We start from the raw sequence: 17,224 nt of genomic DNA on the forward strand, positions 1-17,224 counted from the left end.
TCAGGGTTGCAGGTCGAACCGGGTGGTCCCGGTGAGCATGTCGAACGGCGCCGACCAGTGCTCATGCACCACCTGCCACTGGCCGTCGCGACGTTGATAGGCGGCGCTGACGCGCATCCAGCAGGCCTTGGTCACACCCTCGGCGTCGGTGCCGCCGCAATGGGCCAGCCAGTGGGCGAAGGCCAAGTCTTCGTCGGCCCGCACCTGCAGTTGGTGGAACTCGAAAATGCCCGGGCCGGGGCAAACCTGCATGCACGCCTCCCAGTGCGCGCGATAGGCGGCCTTGCCCTTGAACTGCAAGGCCCCGACCGCATCGAAGGAGGTGATGTCATCGGCGTAATAGCTGACGATGCGCTCGATATCCCGGGCCACCACTGCCTGCTGCCAATGATCGATCAGGCTGCGCACCTGCGCTTCGTTGGATGGATTGAGCATGGCCAAACTCCTCGTGAGTGAAATCAACCGCGGTGAACAGCCCCGGCACACCGGGCCCTGGCTGTTCGGTTCACCCTTAGTCGCCTGGCCATTCGCGCAATCGACAAGCCACAGAAAAAAATTTACCCGTTGCACAAAATCGCTAGAATCCGCCCCCTCCTCCCGACCGGATCGCCCTGCCCGTGACCACACGCCTCGTGCCTTATGAACAGCTCGACAGCCACCAGCATGCGCGCTTGCTGGAGCTTGAAGTGCGGCCCGGACAGAAGGCGTTTAGCGGGGACATTCATGGCGCGCTGCACTCCCTGGTCAATGCGCCCCAGGGGGCGATCAAGGGCTTTGCCCTGCTCAGCGACGAGCGGCCGGTGGCCTTTGTGCTGCTCAAGCGCCCGCCCTGCCTGCCGGCCTGGGCCGACGCCGACAGCGCCAGCCTGCACGCCCTGCAAGTGGACCAGCGGTTCCAGGGTCAAGGCTTTGGCCAGGCCTGCCTGCAAGCCATTCCCGCCGCCGCGCGCCAACAGTGGCCCGGACTCAAGGGCCTGAACCTGGCGGTGGACGGCGACAACCAGCCAGCCCTCAGGCTGTACCGCAAGCTGGGCTGGGTGGAGAACGGCGAGGCCTGCAAGGGCCGGATCGGCTATGAGCGGCGGATGGTGCTGGCGTTCTGAGTGACCCGAGTGGGCCAGGAACGATCCAGATCCGCCGCGTTTCTCTTCATCAAACCGACGGTTTCACGGCATCAGCGCGCAAGACTCAGCACCATCTCATGCCAGGCCATGCCGCCGTGGTCCGACGCCGACGCCTTGACGTAGACAAAACCGAAGCGCTGGTACAACGCCACATGGCGTTCCTTGCACATCAGGTGGATACGCGCCTTGCCCATCTGGCCCATGCGCGCGATGAAGGCGTTCAGCAATTGCCGGGACAGGCCCAGGCCCTGGAAGTCCGGGTGCACCACCACCGACATGATCACCACTTCGGAACCGGCCGGGTCGTGGCCGATCAGTTCCTTGAAGGCTTCATCGGCCATCTGCACCTCGAAGGTGGCGCCGGCGTTGATGAAGCCGGCCACCACGCCGTCCACCTCGGCGACGATAAAACCCTCGGGCCAGGTGGCGATGCGGGTGGCGATCTTTTCCCGGGTCGCGGCTTCGTCGCCTTCGTAGGCCAGGGTTTCGATGGCGAAGCAACGGTCCAGGTCGGTGGGCAGTACGGTGCGGATCAGCGGGTTCGAAGCGGTCATGGGGCGGCAACCTGAAGTCGGTGAAGGGTGGCGGATTCTAGCAAGAGTGGCGCCGTGCCGAGCCTGGCGTATGCAGGGCATAGGGATCATCGGGGACGCCGTAAAGCTTTCATATAAACCCTGGCAAGCAGGCCGCCCAGGGATTATCTATCAGCTCCCCGACGCCTGCTGGCCGGCCCTGTCGAGCCGGTCGTGCCGCGTCTTGCCCACAGGACCTTCCCCATGAGCAACATCCAGATCGGCCTTTTTCTGCTGTTCGGCATCGCCACCTTCGGCTGCATCACCCTGTACATCGACTTTGTGCATGAGCGGCGCCGCGGCGAGAAATCCCTGAGCGGCGCCACGCGCCGGGATCAGAGCCCCACCAGGCGATAACCCACCTGCAACTCGGTGATCAGATGCTGGGGCTGCGCCGGATCGGCCTCCAGCTTCTGCCGTAGATGGGCCATGTGCACCCGCAGGTAATGGGCGCGGTCGACGTAATCCAGGCCCCAGACCTCCAGCAGCAGCTGGCGATGGGTCAGGACCCGGCTCTGGCCGCGGATCAGCGCACAGAGCAGACGGTATTCGATTGGCGTCAGGTGCACCAACTGCCCTTCGCGGCGCACTTCATGGGTCGCCAGGTCGACCTCGATCACCCCGAAGTTCACCTTGCTGGTGGCCGCTGCCGCGCCGCTCTGGCCATGACGGCGCAACTGCGCGCGAATCCGCGCCAGCAGCTCCGGCACGCCGAACGGCTTGACCAGGTAGTCGTCGGCCCCGGCATCCAGGGCGGCGACTTTCTCGTCTTCCCGATCCCGGGCCGAAAGCACCAGGATCGGCACCGCCAGCCAGCCGCGCAGCTCGCTGATCAGTTGCTTGCCGTCGCCGTCCGGCAGGCCCAGGTCGACGATCACCAGGTCCGGCTGACGGCTGGCTGCATGGATCAGCGCGCGCTTGACGCTGTCGGCCTCGAACACCTGGAAGCCTTCGTCCTCCAGGGCAATGCCGACAAAGCGGCGGATATTGGCTTCGTCCTCGACGATCAGGATGCGTGGGCTGCTCATAGGGCTTCCAGGGAAGGCGGTTGTCCCGCCGGCAAGGTGATGACAAAACTCAGCCCGGCGTCGGCGTGAGGCTGGGCCTCGATCCGCCCGCCATGGGCTTCGACGATGCGTTTGGCCAGGGCCAGGCCCAGGCCGATGCCGGCCACGGCGGACTCCTGCTGGCCGCGGCTGAAGGCTTCGAACAGGCTGTCCGGGGAACTGCCCTTGGGGCAGCCGGGGCCGGAATCGCTGACCTGCAAAATGATCTGCTGGTCGACCTGACGGGCACTGATCTGCACCAGGGTGCCGGCCGGAGTGTACTTGGCGGCGTTGTCCAGCAGGTTCACCAGCACCCGTTCCAGCAGCAGCGCGTCCACTTCCACCAGGGGCAACTGCGGCGCCATGACGACCCGCAACTGATGCTTGGCCAACGGCTCGCGCAACTGGCGCAGGGCGCTGCCGACAATTTCCTCCAGGGAGTTCCACTGGCGCTTGAGACGCACGCCACGCTCCTGCATGCGCGCCATGTCCAGCAGGTTCTCGATCAGGCGCTGCATGGACGAGGCCTGATCGTGGATACCCGCCAGCAGGGGCTTGAGCGGGCCCTCGGTGGCGTGGGGCAAGGCGGCGTCGGCGGCGCCGATGATGGTGGTCAGGGGCGTGCGCAGGTCGTGGGAGATCGCCGCCAGCAACGTGTTGCGCATGCGCTCACCCTCCATCTGCACCACGGTGCTCTGGGCCACTTCGACGTAATGCACGCGCTCCAGGGCAATCGCCAGCTGGCTCATGCACGCCTCCAGCAGGCGCCGCTCCTCCGGTTCGGCCAGGCGTTCGGCATCCGCCAGTTCCAGCACCAGCACCCCGCGCACCCGCATCGGCGCCTTGAGGGGCAGGTAGCAGCCCTTGGCGGCTGCCAGGGTGTCGGTGCCGCGCCCCGCCGGCTGGGCGTGGTCATAGGCCCACTGGGCGATGCTTTCGTCGATGGTCAGGACATTGGCGCTCAGGGCGCGCACGCGATTGTCGGCGTCCGGCAGCGCCAGCCCGACCCGGGCCTCGAACACCCCGCTGAAGGTGCGCAGGGCCACGGCGCAGATCTGCTCCTCGGTCAGCGCCGCCGACAGCTCCCGGGCCAGCCCGGCCAGGGAAGTGGCACGGCGCTCGCCCTCGGCGGCGGTGCGCGCCTGATGGCGCAGGCGCGCGGTGAGCTGGCCGGTGATCAGGGCAATGCCGAGCATCAGGGCGAAGGTGAAGAAGTACTGGGTGTCGTTGACCGTGAACGACCATACCGGCTGGACGAAGAAGAAGTCGAAGCACAACACCGCCAGCATCGCCGCCCAGACGCCCGGGCCGCGCCCAAAGCGCAGCGCCACCAGCACCACGGTGAGCAGGAACAGCATGACCACGTTGGCCGGGTCGAACACCTGGAGCAGCAGCGCCGCCACCGCGGTGGCGGCAAAACAGGCAAGGCTGGCCCACAGGTAGGCCGGCGCGCGGCTCGGTGGCAGCCCGGCCTCGGGCTTGTCCGCAGGCACCGGGCGTCGGCTCAAGGGGCCGTTGGCGATCACGATCTGATCGATTTCCGGATGCTGGCGGCTGATCCGGTCGCTCACCGACTGGTGCCAGAACTGCCAGACCTTGCGCGGGTAATGGCCCAGCACCAGGCGATTGGCATTGTGCTCGCGGGCACAGGCCACCAGCGCCTCGGCCACGTCCAGGCCGGGCAGCGTCGCGGTTTCGGCGCCAAACTCGGCGGCCAGGGCCAGGGTCTTCATCGCCGCCGCATAACGGCTGGAGCCGTGGCCGCGGCGCTGCGCCGAGGCCACGTGCACCACCATCCAGTCGGCTTCGAGCTTCTGCGCCAGGCGCGCGGCCTCACGCACCAGGCGTTCGTCCGCCGGATCACCGGCCACCCCCACCAGCAGGCGCTCGCGGGCCGGCCACAGGGCATTGATCGAGCGTTCGCGGCGGTAGTCGCGCATCTGCGCATCGACCCGGTCGGCGGTGCGACGCAGGGTCAGTTCGCGCAGGGCCAACAGGTTGCCCTTGCGAAAGAAATGCCGTGAAGCGCGCTCGGCCTGGGGCCCCATGTAGACCTTGCCGTCCTTGAGGCGGCGCAGCAGGTCATCCGGCGGCAGGTCGATCACCAGCACTTCGTGGGCTTCGTCGAACAGGTGATCGGGCACGGTCTCGCGCACGCGGATGCCGATGATGCCGCTGACGATGTCGTTGAGGCTTTCCAGGTGCTGGACGTTGAGGGTGGTCCAGACATCGATCCCGGCCCGCAGCAGTTCTTCCACGTCCTGCCAGCGTTTGGGGTGGCGCGAACCGGGGACGTTGCTGTGGGCCAGCTCGTCCACCAGCAGCACCGCGGGACGCCGCGCCAGGGCGGCGTCCAGGTCGAATTCGGGCAAGGCGTAGTCGCGGTGCATCAGGCGGTGACGCTCCAGCACCTCCAGGCCTTGCAGCAGCTCGGCGGTTTCCCGCCGGCCATGGGTTTCCACCACCCCGGCCACCACGTCGCGGCCCAGGGCCACTTCGCTGCGGGCGGCGGTGAGCATGGCGCAGGTCTTGCCGACCCCGGCGTTGGAACCAAAATAGATCCGCAGCTTGCCGCGCTGGGCGGCCTGTTCGTCCTGCTGCAGCTTTTCCAGCAGCGCGTCGGGGTCGGGACGCCCGTCGCGGGGCGGGGAACTCGCATCGAGCACAGTCATGAGCTTCCTTAAATGAACAATGCGGCGCTCCGGGGAGCGCCGCATTGTCAGTCCTTGCCTCAGACCAGGCCAAGCCCGGCCAGCAGCATGTCGATCAGCTTGATCCCGGCAAAGGGCACCAGCACCCCGCCCAGGCCATAGATCAGCAGGTTGCGGTTAAGCAGGGCCGCCGCACCGATGGATCGGTACTTCACCCCCTTGAGCGCCAGGGGGATTAGGAACACGATGATCAGCGCGTTGAAGATCACCGCACTGAGAATCGCCGAGTTCGGGCTGTTGAGGTGCATCACGTTCAGCGCCGCCAACTGCGGGTAAGTGGCGACGAACGCGGCCGGTACGATAGCAAAATACTTGGCCACGTCGTTGGCCACGCTGAAGGTGGTCAGGGCGCCGCGGGTCATGAGCATCTGCTTGCCGACTTCCACCACTTCGATCAGCTTGGTCGGGTTGCTGTCCAGGTCGACCATGTTGCCCGCTTCCTTTGCCGCCTGGGTGCCGCTGTTCATCGCCACGGCCACGTCGGCCTGGGCCAGGGCCGGGGCGTCGTTGGTGCCGTCGCCGGTCATGGCCACCAGCTTGCCCTTGGCCTGGTAGTCGCGGATCAGTTGCAGCTTGTCTTCGGGACGGGCCTCGGCGAGGAAGTCATCGACCCCGGCCTCCACGGCAATCGCCGCTGCGGTCAGGCGGTTGTCGCCGGTGATCATCACGGTCTTGATGCCCATGCGCCGCAGTTCGGCAAAGCGCTCCTTCATCCCGCCCTTGACCACGTCCTTGAGTTCCACCACGCCCAGGGCCTGGGCGCCGTCGCTGACCACCAGCGGCGTGCTGCCGCGCCGCGAGACTTCATCCACCTTGGCCTGCAAGGCTGGCGGGAAGCTGCCCCCCAGGGCTTCGATGTGCCGGCGAATGGCATCGGCCGCGCCCTTGCGGATGCTGCGCCCCTCCGGCAGGTCGACGCCGCTCATGCGGGTCTGCGCGCTGAACTGCACGAAGCTGGCGCCCAGGGCCTCGATATCGCGGCCACGGATGTCGAACTTCTGCTTGGCCAGCACCACGATGCTGCGGCCTTCCGGGGTTTCGTCGGCCAGGGAAGCCAGTTGCGCGGCGTCCGCCAGCTCGCTGTCCTTGATCCCCGGGGCCGGCAGGAAGGCACTGGCCTGACGGTTGCCCAGGGTGATGGTGCCGGTCTTGTCCAGCAGCAGCACGTCGACGTCCCCCGCCGCTTCCACGGCGCGCCCGGACGTGGCGATGACGTTGGCCGACATCATCCGGCTCATGCCCGCCACGCCGATGGCCGAGAGCAGGCCGCCGATGGTGGTGGGGATCAGGCACACCAGCAACGCCACCATCACCGTGGCGCTGATCACGCTGCCGGTGCCGCTCATGGCCACGGCGAAGATCGAGTACGGGCTCAGGGTCACGATCACCAGCAGGAACAGCAGGGTCAGCCCCACCAGGAGAATGGTCAGGGCCACCTCGTTGGGGGTTTTCTGGCGCTTGGCCGATTCCACCATGGAGATCATGCGGTCCAGGAACGACTCGCCAGGGTTGACGCTGATGCGCACCACCAGCCAGTCGGACAGCACCTTGGTGCCGCCGGTGACCGAGGAAAAGTCGCCCCCGGCCTCGCGGATCACCGGCGCCGATTCACCGGTAATGGCGCTCTCGTCCACCGTGGCCACGCCTTCGATGACCTCGCCATCCAAAGGCACCAGGTCGCCGGCCTCGATCAGCACCACCATGTCCTTGCGCAGCTCGCTGGCGGCCATCGGCAGCCAGGCGGCGCCATGCCTGGGCTGCTGCAACAGCTTGGCCAGGGTCTGGCGCTTCATGCCCTTGAGGCTGGCGGCCTGGGCCCGGCTGCGGCCCTCGGCCAGGGCTTCGGCGAAGTTGGCGAACAGCACGGTGAACCACAGCCACAGGGTGATGCTGAGGATGAAGCCGCTGGAGGCCTCGCCCTCGCCGCCCAGGGACTGGAACCACAGCAGGGTGGTGAGGATGCTGCCCAGGTAGACCACGAACATCACCGGGTTCTTCCACTGCGCCTGGGGCAGCAGCTTCTTCACCGCATCCAGGCACGCCGTGGACAGCAGCCCACGGTCGAACAACGCTATACGAGGGTTCTTACTCATGATCGGTATCTCTTACTCACTGACCGCAAGGGGCGAGGCAGGCACGGGTGCCAGGGCATCCAGCGCGAGATTGAGTTGCAGCACATTGACCCGGGGCTCGCCCAGCAGGCCGAAGGTGCGGCTTTCGCTGTGGGCCTGCAGCAGCGCCTGCAGCTCGGCCAGCGGCAGGTTGCGCAGGCGGGCCACCCGGTTCAGTTGCAGTTGGGCGTTGGCCAGGGAGATGTGCGGGTCCAGGCCGGAAGCCGAAGCGGTCACCGCGTCCACCGGCACCGGAATGTCCGCCGCCAGGCCGTTGAGCTGGCGGTAGGCGCTGACCCGCGCGGTCACGCTGTCCACCAGCTTCTGGCTGGTGGGGCCCAGGTTGCTGGCACCACTGGCCCCGGCGTTGTAGGGCTGGGGCACGCTCTTGCTCGGGTCCAGCGGATCGCTGCCCAGGGTCATGCTCGGGCGACCCTGGAAATACTCCGGGCGACTGAAGGACTGGCCGATCAGCTTTGAGCCCACCACCAGGCCGTCACGCTGCACCAGGCTGCCCTGGGCCTGGAACGGGAACAGCAGGTTGGCCAGCACCGTGGTCGCCAGCGGATAGGCCAGCCCGGTCAGCAGCATGAATAACACTGCCGCCACCAGCACCGGGCGCAACAGGCCCTTGAACAGCACCACAGTGGTGCCTTGGGTTTGCATTTGCGTAGTCATCACAACCCCTTACTTGTAGGTCTGGCCGGCCAGCAACTGCAGTTGCTCCACCAGCGGGCCGAGCGCGAGGGCCGGCAGGAAAGTCAGGCCACCGACCACCAGCACCACGAACACCACCAGGAACATGAACAGCGGCGTGGCGGTGGGAATGGTGCCGGCACCGGCCGGGATGTTCTTTTTCGCCGCCAGGGAACCGGCCACGGCCAGCATCGGCAGCATGGTGAAGAAACGCCCCATGAGCATCGCCAGGCCGATGGTGGTGTTGAAGAACGGCGTGTTGGCGTTGAGCCCGGCAAATGCCGAACCGTTGTTGGCGGTGCCCGAGGCGTAGGCGTAGAGCACCTCGCTGAAACCATGGGGGCCAAGGTTGTTGAGGCTGTTCAGGGTGTCCGGCCACAACGCTGCCAGGGCGGTGAAACCCAAGATGCAGATCGGGTGCGCGAGCACCGAGAGCATCACCAGCTTGATCTCCCGGGCCTCGATCTTCTTGCCGAGGAATTCCGGGCTGCGGCCGATCATCATGCCCACCAGGAACACCGTCAGCAGGGCGTACTGGATCAGGTTGATAAAGCCCACGCCGTCACCGCCGAACACGCAGTTGAGCATCATCTGCGCCAGGGGCACGAAGCCGCCCATGGGGGTCAGCGAGTCGTGCATGGCGTTCACCGAACCGGTGGTGGCGCCGGTGGTGGTGGTGACGAACAGCGCGGTGTCGGCGATGCCGAAGCGCAGCTCCTTGCCTTCCATGTTGCCGCCGCTCTGGGTCGCCGACAGTTGCTGGTCGACACCGACCTGGGTCAGCAGCGGGTTGCCGCCCTGCTCCGCGGTGAAGACGATGGCCAGGAAGCCGACGAACATCACCAGGAAGGTGCCGAAGAACACCCAGCCCTGACGCCGCCGCAGCAGCATGCTGCCGAAGGCGTAAGTCAGCGCCGAAGGGATCAGCAACATGCTGAGGATGTGCAGGACGTTGGTCAGCGGGGTCGGGTTCTCGAACGGATGGGCAGCGTTCATGCTGAAGAAGCCGCCACCGTTGGTGCCGATGTGCTTGATCGACTCGAAGCTGGCCACGGCGCCGACGATCAACTGCTGCTGGGCGCCTTCCAGGGTGGTGGCCAGGGCCTGGGAGTTGAGGGTCTGGGGCATGCCCTGCCAGACATAGACCAGGGCCATGACCAGGCACAAAGGCAGCATCACCCGGTACAGGGTGCGGGTGAAGTCGACCCAGTAGTTGCCGATATCCGCCGAGCTGGAACGGCTCAGGCCGCGAATGAAACCGGCCGCGGCGACAACACCGGCGGTGGCGCCGACGAACATCAGGAAGGTGATCACCGCCATCTGGCTGAAGTTCGACAGGCTGCTTTCCCCGGAGTACGCCTGCCAGTTGGTGTTGGTGATAAAGGACGCGGCGGTGTTGAACGCCAGGTCCGGGGTCTGCGCCGCCAGCCCCAGGGGGTTGAGGGGCATGACGCTTTGCAGGCGCAGCACCAGGTAGCCCAGGAGCATCATCGCCGCGTTGGACAGCAACAGCGCCGAGCCATAGCGGGCCCAGCCCATGGTTTCGCCGGGGTCGATCCCCAGCAGGCGGTAGGTGGCCCGCTCGGGCAAGGCGTGGCCGCGGCCGCTGAAGACCCGGGCCAGCCATTTGCCCATGAGTACGGCGAGCCCGGTCATTACCCCGAGGATCACCGCGTATTCCAGCACAGTACTCAACATGTCGATGCTCCGTTCAAATCTTGCCCATGGCGACGATGACCAGGGCCGTCAGTACAAAGAACCCCAGGGACAGGCCCACGAAGATCAGGTCGTACATGGCTGGTTTCCTTTCTCGAAAATGCCCGGACGGGCGAATGAAAATGCCGGGGTAGCGCTGGGTGCGGTCATCAGAATTTCTCGGCACGGATCAGCGCGTAACCCAGGTAGACAAACAGCAGCACGGCGCAAAAACCGCTGGCGCCGTAGATGAATTCCAGTGTCAGCAAGGCTTTTCCCCTTAATTCATTGAGGCCGCGCCGACGCCGCCCATGGCGGCGCCGGAGGCAGCCGGTCAGGCACCCGGCAACGGGCGCCGGCAGGGAGTCGGCCACGGGCCGTGCGCCGCTCTCCTCTGCGCCACGCAGGTTAGGTGAGGGCGTATCAAGGTCGGGCACTGATTGCAGGGGGCGGTATTAAGACGGCGTATAGATTGCGCGGCAGGCGGGGAAAATCGGGGGCCGGACCGCGCCCCCGAGGGGATCATTCACTTTTGAGCGGCAGCCAGACCTCCACCACGCCGCTGCCGGTCTCGGGGTTGAAATCGGCGCTGTAGCGCTCGAACTCCGGCGCATTGGCGGCCTCGCGGCCGGACTGGGGCAACCAGGTGTTCCAGATGTAGTTGAAGGTCTGGGGCAGCTCCTGCAGGGATCCGCCATGCTCGAACACCGCGTAGTTCTGCGGCTGCACTTCGATCCAGCGATAACGCTCGGGCAGATCGTCGAGCTTGCTGATCTCGACCCCGGCCAGGTATTCGAAGCTGCCCTGGCCGTCGGGGTTGCAGCAGACGCCGTAGGTCACCTCATCCACCTGCCCCGGCACCCGGCCGATGTGGGGGATGAAACGCTGCCACAGCTGGCCGATGTCCTGGCCGGTGCCAGGGGTAAACCGCTCGCTGAAGCCGGCGATCAGCAGAAAACGCTCTCTTTCGAAGCGCGGTTCGGGACCTGCGCCCTGTTTTTGCTCATCCATGAATGCCACTCCTGCCGCAGAAATGATGGGTTCGGATCCAGTATAGAAGCCAATCGCCAGGGCCTGGATCAGAGTGCCGGAAGGTCGCTCACGCCGGCGCCGACGATAAACTCCTGGTAGCCGGATAGGATCACGTACACCGCGAAATAGCAGAAGATCGCCGCAGATGCCAGGTAGGAGTAGCGCAGCAGCTTGTCCCCCAGGAGCTTGCCGCCCTGGGTCGCGGCCAGGCACAGGCCCAGGGTCCAGAGCAGCCCGGCACAAAAGAACCCGGCAAGGAACAGCCCGGAATTGGCGATCCCGCCGCCCCCGGATCGGGCAATCAGGGTGCCGCCCACGGCGGCGAACCAGAGGATCGCGCTGGGGGAGGACATGGCCAGGAAGATCCCGCGCAGGAACTCCTTGCGCGGCGAGCCCTTGTCCGCCTCCCCGGCCGTGGCCAGCACCGCGCTGTGGTGCAGCGCGGCGTAAATCATCTTCGCGGCGAAATACACCAGCAGCGCCGAACCGCCAATCCACAGCACCCAGCGCACGCTTTCGTACTGCAGCAGCACGGTCATCCCGGCCAGGGCCAGCAGCGCATAGATCAGGTCACCGACGCAGGTCCCCAGGCCCAGGCAGAAGCCCTGGAAATAGCCGCGCTGCATGGCCAGGGTGATCATCGCGATATTGGCCACGCCAATGTCCAGGCACAGCGAAAGGCTCAGCAAGAAGCCGCTGGTAAACTCCATCATTCATCCCGTTTGATGCGGTGGTTCGAAGGGCTGTCCTGGTCCGCCGAGCGTTGGAAAATCGCCCTGGCCGACCTGGGCCGCAGCCCTTGCAGGCAAAAAGCGTGCACGTTATAGCGGCAAATCATCGCCCCCCGCAAATCCCCCCGACGCTGCGAAAATAATTTTCCGCCCCTCTGGACAAGCCGCCGGCGCCGCCCTTATCGTCTGCCCCGCAGGCCACCGCAGTGGCCAACGTCGCTCGGACGGTTCCGGGCGCTTACGTCTTTTCGAGGCAACAATGGCCGAACAAGGTTCGCCGCGCCGCTTTGCGCGCATCGATCGTCTCCCCCCTTACGTTTTCAATATCACTGCCGAGCTGAAGATGGCTGCGCGTCGGCGCGGCGAAGACATCATCGACTTGAGCATGGGCAACCCCGACGGCGCGACTCCGCCGCATATCGTCGAAAAGCTGGTGACCGTTGCCCAGCGTGAGGACACCCACGGCTACTCCACCTCCAAAGGCATTCCACGGCTGCGCCGGGCGATTTCCCGCTGGTACAAGGATCGCTACGAGGTCGACATCGACCCGGAAAGCGAAGCCATCGTCACCATCGGTTCCAAGGAAGGCCTGGCGCACCTGATGCTGGCCACCCTGGACCAGGGCGACACCGTGCTGGTGCCCAACCCCAGCTACCCGATCCACATCTACGGCGCGGTGATTGCCGGCGCCCAGGTGCGCTCGGTGCCACTGGTGCCCGGCGTGGACTTCTTCGCCGAACTGGAGCGGGCCATTCGCGGTTCGATCCCCAAGCCGAAGATGATGATCCTGGGCTTCCCCTCCAACCCCACTGCCCAATGCGTGGAGCTGGATTTCTTCGAGCGAGTGATCGCCCTGGCCAAGCAGTACGACGTGCTGGTGATCCACGACCTGGCCTACGCCGACATCGTCTACGACGGCTGGAAAGCCCCGTCGATCATGCAGGTGCCCGGGGCCAAGGACATCGCGGTGGAGTTCTTCACCCTGTCCAAGAGCTACAACATGGCCGGCTGGCGCATCGGCTTCATGGTCGGCAACCCGGAGCTGGTCAGTGCCCTGGCGCGGATCAAGAGCTACCACGACTACGGCACCTTCACCCCCCTGCAGGTAGCAGCAATCGCGGCACTTGAAGGCGACCAACAGTGCGTCAAGGACATTGCCGAGCAGTACCGGCAACGGCGCAATGTGCTGGTCAAGGGCCTGCATGAGCTGGGCTGGATGGTGGAGAACCCCAAGGCCTCGATGTATGTCTGGGCCAAGATTCCCGAAGCCTATGCACACCTGGGCTCCCTGGAGTTTGCCAAGAAGCTGCTGGCCGAGGCCAAGGTCTGCGTGTCGCCGGGGGTGGGTTTCGGTGAGTACGGCGACGATCACGTGCGCTTCGCCCTGATCGAGAACCAGGACCGGATTCGCCAGGCGGTGCGCGGCATTCGCAGCATGTTCCGCGCCGATGGCCTGGTGCAGAAAAGCTGAGAGCCTTTCAGCCACAAAAAAAACCGCAGCGATGCGGTTTTTTTTGTGCCTGTACTGTAGCCGCTGCCGCAGGCTGCGAACGAGTGCGTAGCACTCGCGGCGATTCAGTTGCCTATCCAGCTTCGGGCCTTTGCCCAGGCTCGACAGCAGCTACAGGGGTCAACCCCGCCGTTTAAACCACCAACGACAGCAACAGGATAAAGATCAGGCCCACCACCGAGAGGATGGTTTCCATCGCCGTCCAGGTCTTGAAGGTCTCGGCCACGGTCATGTTGAAGTACTGCTTGACCAGCCAGAAACCGGCGTCGTTGACGTGGGACAGGATCAAGGAGCCGGCACCGGTGGCCAGCACCAGCAGCTCGCGGTTGACCCCGGGGATCATCCCCACCACCGGCACCACGATGCCCGCGCCGGTAATGGTCGCCACGGTGGCCGAACCGGTGGCGATGCGAATCACCGCCGCCACCAGCCAGGCCAGGAGGATCGGCGAGATCTGCGCATTGACCGCCATGTGGCCGATCACATCACCCACGCCGCTGGTCACCAGCATCTGCTTGAAGCCACCGCCGGCACCGATGATCAGGATGATCGCCGCGGTAGGCGCCAGGCTGGCGTCGAGCAAACCGAGGATCTGCTTGGAGCCGATGCCCTGCTTGTAGCCGAAGGTGTAGAGCGACAGCAGCAAGGCCAGGAGCAAGGCACTGATCGGGTGGCCGATCATGTCCATCCAGATGCGGAAGAAATGCCCGTCCGGCAGCGCCACGTCGGCGAAGGTCTTGAGCAGCATCAGGAACACCGGCAACAGCACGGTCAGCAGGGTCACGCCGAAGCTCGGCAGGTTCTGCGAGGTGTTTTCACGGGCCAGCTGGTCCACCAGCTCCTGGGACGGGTGGCCCGGGATGTACTTGGCAATGAAGGTGCCGTAGATCGGACCGGCAATGATGGCGGTCGGCAGGGCAACGATCAGGCCGTAAAGAATGGTCTTGCCGATGTCGGCGCCGAACACGCCGATGGCCAGCAGCGGCCCCGGATGCGGCGGCACCAGGCCGTGCACCGCCGACAGGCCGGCCAGGAGCGGAATGCCGATCTTGATCAGCGACACCCCGGTGCGCCGGGCGACGATGAACACCAGCGGAATCAGCAGCACGAAGCCGATCTCGAAGAACAACGGGATGCCCACCAGGAAGGCGGCGAACATCATCGCCCACTGCACCCGCTCCTTGCCGAACGAGCGGATCAGGGTCTGGGCGATCTGATCGGCGCCGCCAGACTCGGCCATCATCTTGCCGAGCATGGTGCCCAGCGCCAGGATGATGCCGACAAAACCGAGCACGCCACCAAAGCCGTCCTGGAACGCCTTGATGATCTTGTCCACTGGCATGCCCGAGGTCAGGCCGAGGAAGCCCGCGGCGATGGTCAGGGCAATAAAGGGATGCAGCTTGAATCGGGTGATCAAGACGATCAGGCCGATGATTGTGACCACTGCATCAACCAGCAGATAGGTCTCTTGGGACATGCCAAACATGGAATTGCCTCCGGTTTGTTGTTTTTATTAAAGCGTTAAAAACAAGGGCCGAGTGGGATAGCGCTACCTATTTCGAACCGACGCTTAGCGCGAAGGTTCAAGGCCATGCTCCAGCCACCATTGATTGGCCAGTTCGGCCAGGCGCTGGACGCTCAGGGTGCTGGCATCCAGGGCCAGGGTGAGCGGCTCCCCCACGGGGGATTCGAGGGTGGCGAACTGACTGTCGATCAGGGTCGAAGGCATGAAATGCCCTGGCCGGTGTGCCACGCGATCGGCGGCCACTGCCGGCGTCAGTTCGAGAAAGATGAAACCCAGGCCGGGGGTGGCGGCGCGCAGGCGTTCACGGTATTTGCGCTTCAACGCCGAACAGGTCAGCACCGGGCGCTGGCCGGCGGCCAGGGTGCGGCGCAACTCCTCGCACAGGCTGTCGAGCCAGCCGGCACGGTCGTCGTCGTCGAGGGGAATGCCGGCACTCATCTTGGCGATATTGGCGGCAGGGTGGAACGTATCGCCTTCAATGGCCGTGGCGCCGCTGCGCTGGCACAGGGCCTGGCTGACGCTGGATTTGCCACAGCCGGCAACACCCATGATGACCAGGGCGGTAATTGGTTGACTCATGTAACACCTCAGCGCGCAGACAGCGCTACCTTCGCTAGTTCTAGTTCTAGTACAAAAACAGTGTCTGCCGACGCCTTCTTGTCATTTTTGTGGGTTGCCGCGTATATAGTCCGCCAAACCAAAGAGCGAGGGTCAGGCACACCTCGCTCACGCATTGCAGCTGTTTCAGGACAGCGCTACCTTAGTGACTTGAATTTTGTTTGGCAAGCCGTCTGATGACCCCTCATAAAAACGATAAAAGCTCCCGTACCACGGGGCGCCCTACCCTCAACGAAGTGGCGCGACTGGCCGGTGTCAGTCCGATCACCGCCTCCCGGGCGCTGCGCGGCGTCAGCAGCGTGGCCACCGAGCTGGTGGAAAAAGTGCAGAAGGCCGCGCAGGAGCTGAACTACGTGGTCAACTCCGCCGCCCGCGCCCTGGCCTCGGCCCAGAGCCAGTCGGTGGTGGTGCTGGTGCCGTCGCTGTCCAACCTGCTGTTCATCGAAACCCTGGAAGCCATTCATCAGGTCCTGCGGCCCAAGGGCTTCGAAGTGCTGATCGGCAACTACCACTATTCCCGGGACGAAGAAGAAAACCTGCTGCGCAACTACATGACCTACCAGCCGCGCGGGCTGCTGCTGACCGGTTTCGACCGTACCGAAAGCTCCCGGCGGATGATCGAGGCCAACAACATTCCCTGCGTCTACATGATGGATCTGGACTCCGGCGCCGGGCTCAACTGCGTGGGTTTCTCCCAGTTGAACGCTGGCGAGACTGCCGCCCGGCACCTGATTTCCCGCGGCCGCAAGCACCTGGCCTACGTCGGCGCGCAGTTGGATCAGCGCACCCTGCTGCGGGGCGAAGGCTTCCGCCGCGCCCTGCAGGACGCCGGGCTGTACAACCCCGACCTGGAACTGCTGACCCCGCGCCCGTCTTCCGTCGGCCTGGGCGGCGAACTGTTCCTGCAACTGATGCAAAGCCAGCCGCAAGTGGACGCCATCTTCTTCGGCAACGACGACCTGGCCCAGGGCGCCTTGCTCGAAGCCATGCGCTGCGGGATCAAGATCCCGGAGCAAGTGGCGGTGCTGGGGTTCAACGACCTGCCGTCCTCGGAGCACATGGTGCCGCGCCTGAGCAGCATCAGCACCCCCAGGGAAGCCATCGGCCGCCGCGCCGCCGAGCAGATGCTGACCCTGCTGGCCGGTAACAGCGTGACCGAGCCCGTGGTGGACATGGGGTTCGAACTGCGGATCCGGGAAAGTACCTGAGGCCTCAGGGCTGCACGCCAAGCACACTGAGCAACAGCCCGAACCCGATCAGCAGCACCCCGAACAGCTGATCGATACGGCGCTTGTAGCCCAACAGCCGGTCGGCAATGGCCGGTGCCGAAAAAAACAGCGCCACGGCCACGAACCACAGAAGGTGGGCCAGGACGATGATCGCCCCGTAGCCGATCTGCACCGCCACCCCCGTGCCCGGCTGGATCACCTGCATGAACAGGCTGAGGACGAAGATCATCGTCTTCGGATTCAGCGCATTGGTCAGGAAACCGCTGCGCAAGGCCGCCCAGGACGACACCTGGCTACACCCCGCCACGTCCTCCGGTCCCTGGGCGGGACTGCGCAATAAGCGGATGCCCAGGTAGATCAGATACAGCGCCCCGGCCAGCTTCAGCCCGGTGAACCACAGCGGCGACTGCTGCAACAGCAGCCCCACCCCCAGCAGGCTGTAACCGATGTGCAGCATGACCCCGAGCCCGATCCCCACTGCAGTCAGCACGCCGTGACGGCGCGAGAGCATCAGGCTGTTACGGGTGATCAGGGCAAAATCGGCCCCAGGGCTGAGTACCGCGAGAATGGTGATGGTGATTACGACTAACAGTTCTGTCACGTTGCCAACGCCTTGGTTATACA

The 17,224-nt window shown here is 65.2% G+C and carries 18 protein-coding genes; 4 read left to right on the forward strand and 14 right to left on the reverse strand.

The window, feature by feature from the left end; all coding sequences use genetic code 11:
* Complete coding sequence (locus tag POS17_RS22840) at window positions 1–435, reverse strand: YybH family protein (protein WP_060840639.1); 435 nt, start codon at window positions 433–435, stop codon at window positions 1–3.
* A 182-nt stretch (window positions 436–617) separates the two neighbouring features.
* On the opposite strand from POS17_RS22840, the gene POS17_RS22845 reads away from it, so the two are divergent.
* Window positions 618–1,103: a GNAT family N-acetyltransferase gene (locus tag POS17_RS22845; protein ID WP_060840640.1), complete on the forward strand. Its 486-nt coding sequence runs from the start codon at window positions 618–620 to the stop codon at window positions 1,101–1,103.
* A 71-nt stretch (window positions 1,104–1,174) separates the two neighbouring features.
* Here POS17_RS22845 and POS17_RS22850 read toward each other — a convergent pair whose 3' ends face one another.
* Entirely contained in the window at window positions 1,175–1,678 is a 504-nt protein-coding gene (locus tag POS17_RS22850; protein ID WP_060840641.1) for a GNAT family N-acetyltransferase, read from the reverse strand.
* Between the two features lie 222 nt (window positions 1,679–1,900).
* Here POS17_RS22850 and POS17_RS32210 point away from each other — a divergent pair, with 222 nt between their 5' ends.
* The gene (locus POS17_RS32210; protein WP_164990749.1) at window positions 1,901–2,053 is read left to right on the forward strand and encodes a hypothetical protein; all 153 of its coding nucleotides are present in this window, start codon (window positions 1,901–1,903) and stop codon (window positions 2,051–2,053) included.
* Here the strand turns inward: POS17_RS32210 and POS17_RS22855 are convergent.
* The 9 genes from POS17_RS22855 to POS17_RS22890 all read right to left on the reverse strand — a co-directional run bounded on the left by POS17_RS22855 (window position 2,032) and on the right by POS17_RS22890 (window position 11,697).
* Complete coding sequence (locus POS17_RS22855) at window positions 2,032–2,724, reverse strand: response regulator (RefSeq protein WP_060840642.1); 693 nt, start codon at window positions 2,722–2,724, stop codon at window positions 2,032–2,034. The two genes, POS17_RS32210 and POS17_RS22855, sit on opposite strands and share 22 nt — an antisense overlap.
* On the reverse strand, window positions 2,721–5,414 hold the full coding sequence (locus POS17_RS22860) for a sensor histidine kinase (protein WP_060840643.1): 2,694 nt from the start codon (window positions 5,412–5,414) through the stop codon (window positions 2,721–2,723). Before POS17_RS22860 ends, POS17_RS22855 begins: the two co-directional genes overlap by 4 nt.
* A gap of 59 nt (window positions 5,415–5,473) precedes the next feature.
* Window positions 5,474–7,546: a potassium-transporting ATPase subunit KdpB gene (gene kdpB / locus POS17_RS22865; protein WP_060840644.1), complete on the reverse strand. Its 2,073-nt coding sequence runs from the start codon at window positions 7,544–7,546 to the stop codon at window positions 5,474–5,476.
* Window positions 7,547–7,558: 12 nt separating this feature from the next.
* On the reverse strand, window positions 7,559–8,242 hold the full coding sequence (kdpC, locus tag POS17_RS22870) for a potassium-transporting ATPase subunit KdpC (RefSeq protein ID WP_060840645.1): 684 nt from the start codon (window positions 8,240–8,242) through the stop codon (window positions 7,559–7,561).
* Between the two features lie 9 nt (window positions 8,243–8,251).
* Window positions 8,252–9,958, reverse strand: coding sequence for a potassium-transporting ATPase subunit KdpA (gene kdpA / locus POS17_RS22875; protein ID WP_060840646.1), 1,707 nt, complete (start codon window positions 9,956–9,958; stop codon window positions 8,252–8,254).
* A gap of 13 nt (window positions 9,959–9,971) precedes the next feature.
* Window positions 9,972–10,142 carry a hypothetical protein gene (locus tag POS17_RS32215; RefSeq protein WP_164990748.1) on the reverse strand — a complete coding sequence of 57 codons (171 nt, stop codon included), beginning with the start codon at window positions 10,140–10,142 and terminating at the stop codon, window positions 9,972–9,974.
* On the reverse strand, window positions 10,126–10,224 hold the full coding sequence (gene kdpF / locus POS17_RS22880) for a K(+)-transporting ATPase subunit F (RefSeq protein ID WP_016968152.1): 99 nt from the start codon (window positions 10,222–10,224) through the stop codon (window positions 10,126–10,128). Before kdpF ends, POS17_RS32215 begins: the two co-directional genes overlap by 17 nt.
* A 253-nt stretch (window positions 10,225–10,477) precedes the next feature.
* Window positions 10,478–10,966 (reverse strand): GyrI-like domain-containing protein, encoded by a 489-nt coding sequence (locus POS17_RS22885; protein WP_060840647.1) that lies wholly within the window; start codon window positions 10,964–10,966, stop codon window positions 10,478–10,480.
* 68 nt (window positions 10,967–11,034) lie between these two features.
* Window positions 11,035–11,697, reverse strand: a complete 663-nt coding sequence (locus POS17_RS22890) for a LysE family translocator (protein ID WP_060842003.1) — start codon at window positions 11,695–11,697, stop codon at window positions 11,035–11,037.
* Window positions 11,698–11,977: 280 nt separating this feature from the next.
* Here POS17_RS22890 and alaC point away from each other — a divergent pair, with 280 nt between their 5' ends.
* Window positions 11,978–13,189: an alanine transaminase gene (gene alaC / locus POS17_RS22895; RefSeq protein ID WP_060840648.1), complete on the forward strand. Its 1,212-nt coding sequence runs from the start codon at window positions 11,978–11,980 to the stop codon at window positions 13,187–13,189.
* A 172-nt stretch (window positions 13,190–13,361) separates the two neighbouring features.
* Here the strand turns inward: alaC and POS17_RS22900 are convergent, their stop codons facing one another.
* A complete protein-coding gene (locus POS17_RS22900) occupies window positions 13,362–14,714 on the reverse strand; it encodes a GntP family permease (protein WP_060840649.1) in 1,353 nt (450 codons plus the stop codon).
* 84 nt (window positions 14,715–14,798) lie between these two features.
* Window positions 14,799–15,332 carry a gluconokinase gene (locus POS17_RS22905; RefSeq protein ID WP_060840650.1) on the reverse strand — a complete coding sequence of 178 codons (534 nt, stop codon included), beginning with the start codon at window positions 15,330–15,332 and terminating at the stop codon, window positions 14,799–14,801.
* Between the two features lie 215 nt (window positions 15,333–15,547).
* Between POS17_RS22905 and POS17_RS22910 the strand changes: the two genes are divergently transcribed.
* Window positions 15,548–16,579, forward strand: a complete 1,032-nt coding sequence (locus POS17_RS22910) for a LacI family DNA-binding transcriptional regulator (protein ID WP_060840651.1) — start codon at window positions 15,548–15,550, stop codon at window positions 16,577–16,579.
* A gap of 4 nt (window positions 16,580–16,583) precedes the next feature.
* Here POS17_RS22910 and POS17_RS22915 read toward each other — a convergent pair whose 3' ends face one another.
* A complete protein-coding gene (locus POS17_RS22915) occupies window positions 16,584–17,201 on the reverse strand; it encodes a LysE family transporter (protein WP_060840652.1) in 618 nt (205 codons plus the stop codon).
* Window positions 17,202–17,224: the final 23 nt, after the last annotated feature.

The organism is Pseudomonas sp. Os17, assembly GCF_001547895.1.
Taxonomy (GTDB): Bacteria; Pseudomonadota; Gammaproteobacteria; order Pseudomonadales; family Pseudomonadaceae; genus Aquipseudomonas.

What these genes read in the sequence shown, in the direction of transcription:
- POS17_RS22840 (WP_060840639.1), bottom strand. Translation starts at nt 435, where the DNA reads ATGCTCAATCCATCCAACGAAGCGCAGGTGCGCAGCCTGATCGATCAT.
- POS17_RS22850 (WP_060840641.1), bottom strand. Translation starts at nt 1,678, where the DNA reads ATGACCGCTTCGAACCCGCTGATCCGCACCGTACTGCCCACCGACCTG.
- POS17_RS32210 (WP_164990749.1), top strand. Translation starts at nt 1,901, where the DNA reads ATGAGCAACATCCAGATCGGCCTTTTTCTGCTGTTCGGCATCGCCACC.
- POS17_RS22855 (WP_060840642.1), bottom strand. Translation starts at nt 2,724, where the DNA reads ATGAGCAGCCCACGCATCCTGATCGTCGAGGACGAAGCCAATATCCGC.
- POS17_RS22860 (WP_060840643.1), bottom strand. Translation starts at nt 5,414, where the DNA reads ATGACTGTGCTCGATGCGAGTTCCCCGCCCCGCGACGGGCGTCCCGAC.
- kdpB (WP_060840644.1), bottom strand. Translation starts at nt 7,546, where the DNA reads ATGAGTAAGAACCCTCGTATAGCGTTGTTCGACCGTGGGCTGCTGTCC.
- kdpC (WP_060840645.1), bottom strand. Translation starts at nt 8,242, where the DNA reads ATGACTACGCAAATGCAAACCCAAGGCACCACTGTGGTGCTGTTCAAG.
- kdpA (WP_060840646.1), bottom strand. Translation starts at nt 9,958, where the DNA reads ATGTTGAGTACTGTGCTGGAATACGCGGTGATCCTCGGGGTAATGACC.
- POS17_RS22885 (WP_060840647.1), bottom strand. Translation starts at nt 10,966, where the DNA reads ATGGATGAGCAAAAACAGGGCGCAGGTCCCGAACCGCGCTTCGAAAGA.
- POS17_RS22890 (WP_060842003.1), bottom strand. Translation starts at nt 11,697, where the DNA reads ATGGAGTTTACCAGCGGCTTCTTGCTGAGCCTTTCGCTGTGCCTGGAC.
- alaC (WP_060840648.1), top strand. Translation starts at nt 11,978, where the DNA reads ATGGCCGAACAAGGTTCGCCGCGCCGCTTTGCGCGCATCGATCGTCTC.
- POS17_RS22900 (WP_060840649.1), bottom strand. Translation starts at nt 14,714, where the DNA reads ATGTTTGGCATGTCCCAAGAGACCTATCTGCTGGTTGATGCAGTGGTC.
- POS17_RS22905 (WP_060840650.1), bottom strand. Translation starts at nt 15,332, where the DNA reads ATGAGTCAACCAATTACCGCCCTGGTCATCATGGGTGTTGCCGGCTGT.
- POS17_RS22910 (WP_060840651.1), top strand. Translation starts at nt 15,548, where the DNA reads ATGACCCCTCATAAAAACGATAAAAGCTCCCGTACCACGGGGCGCCCT.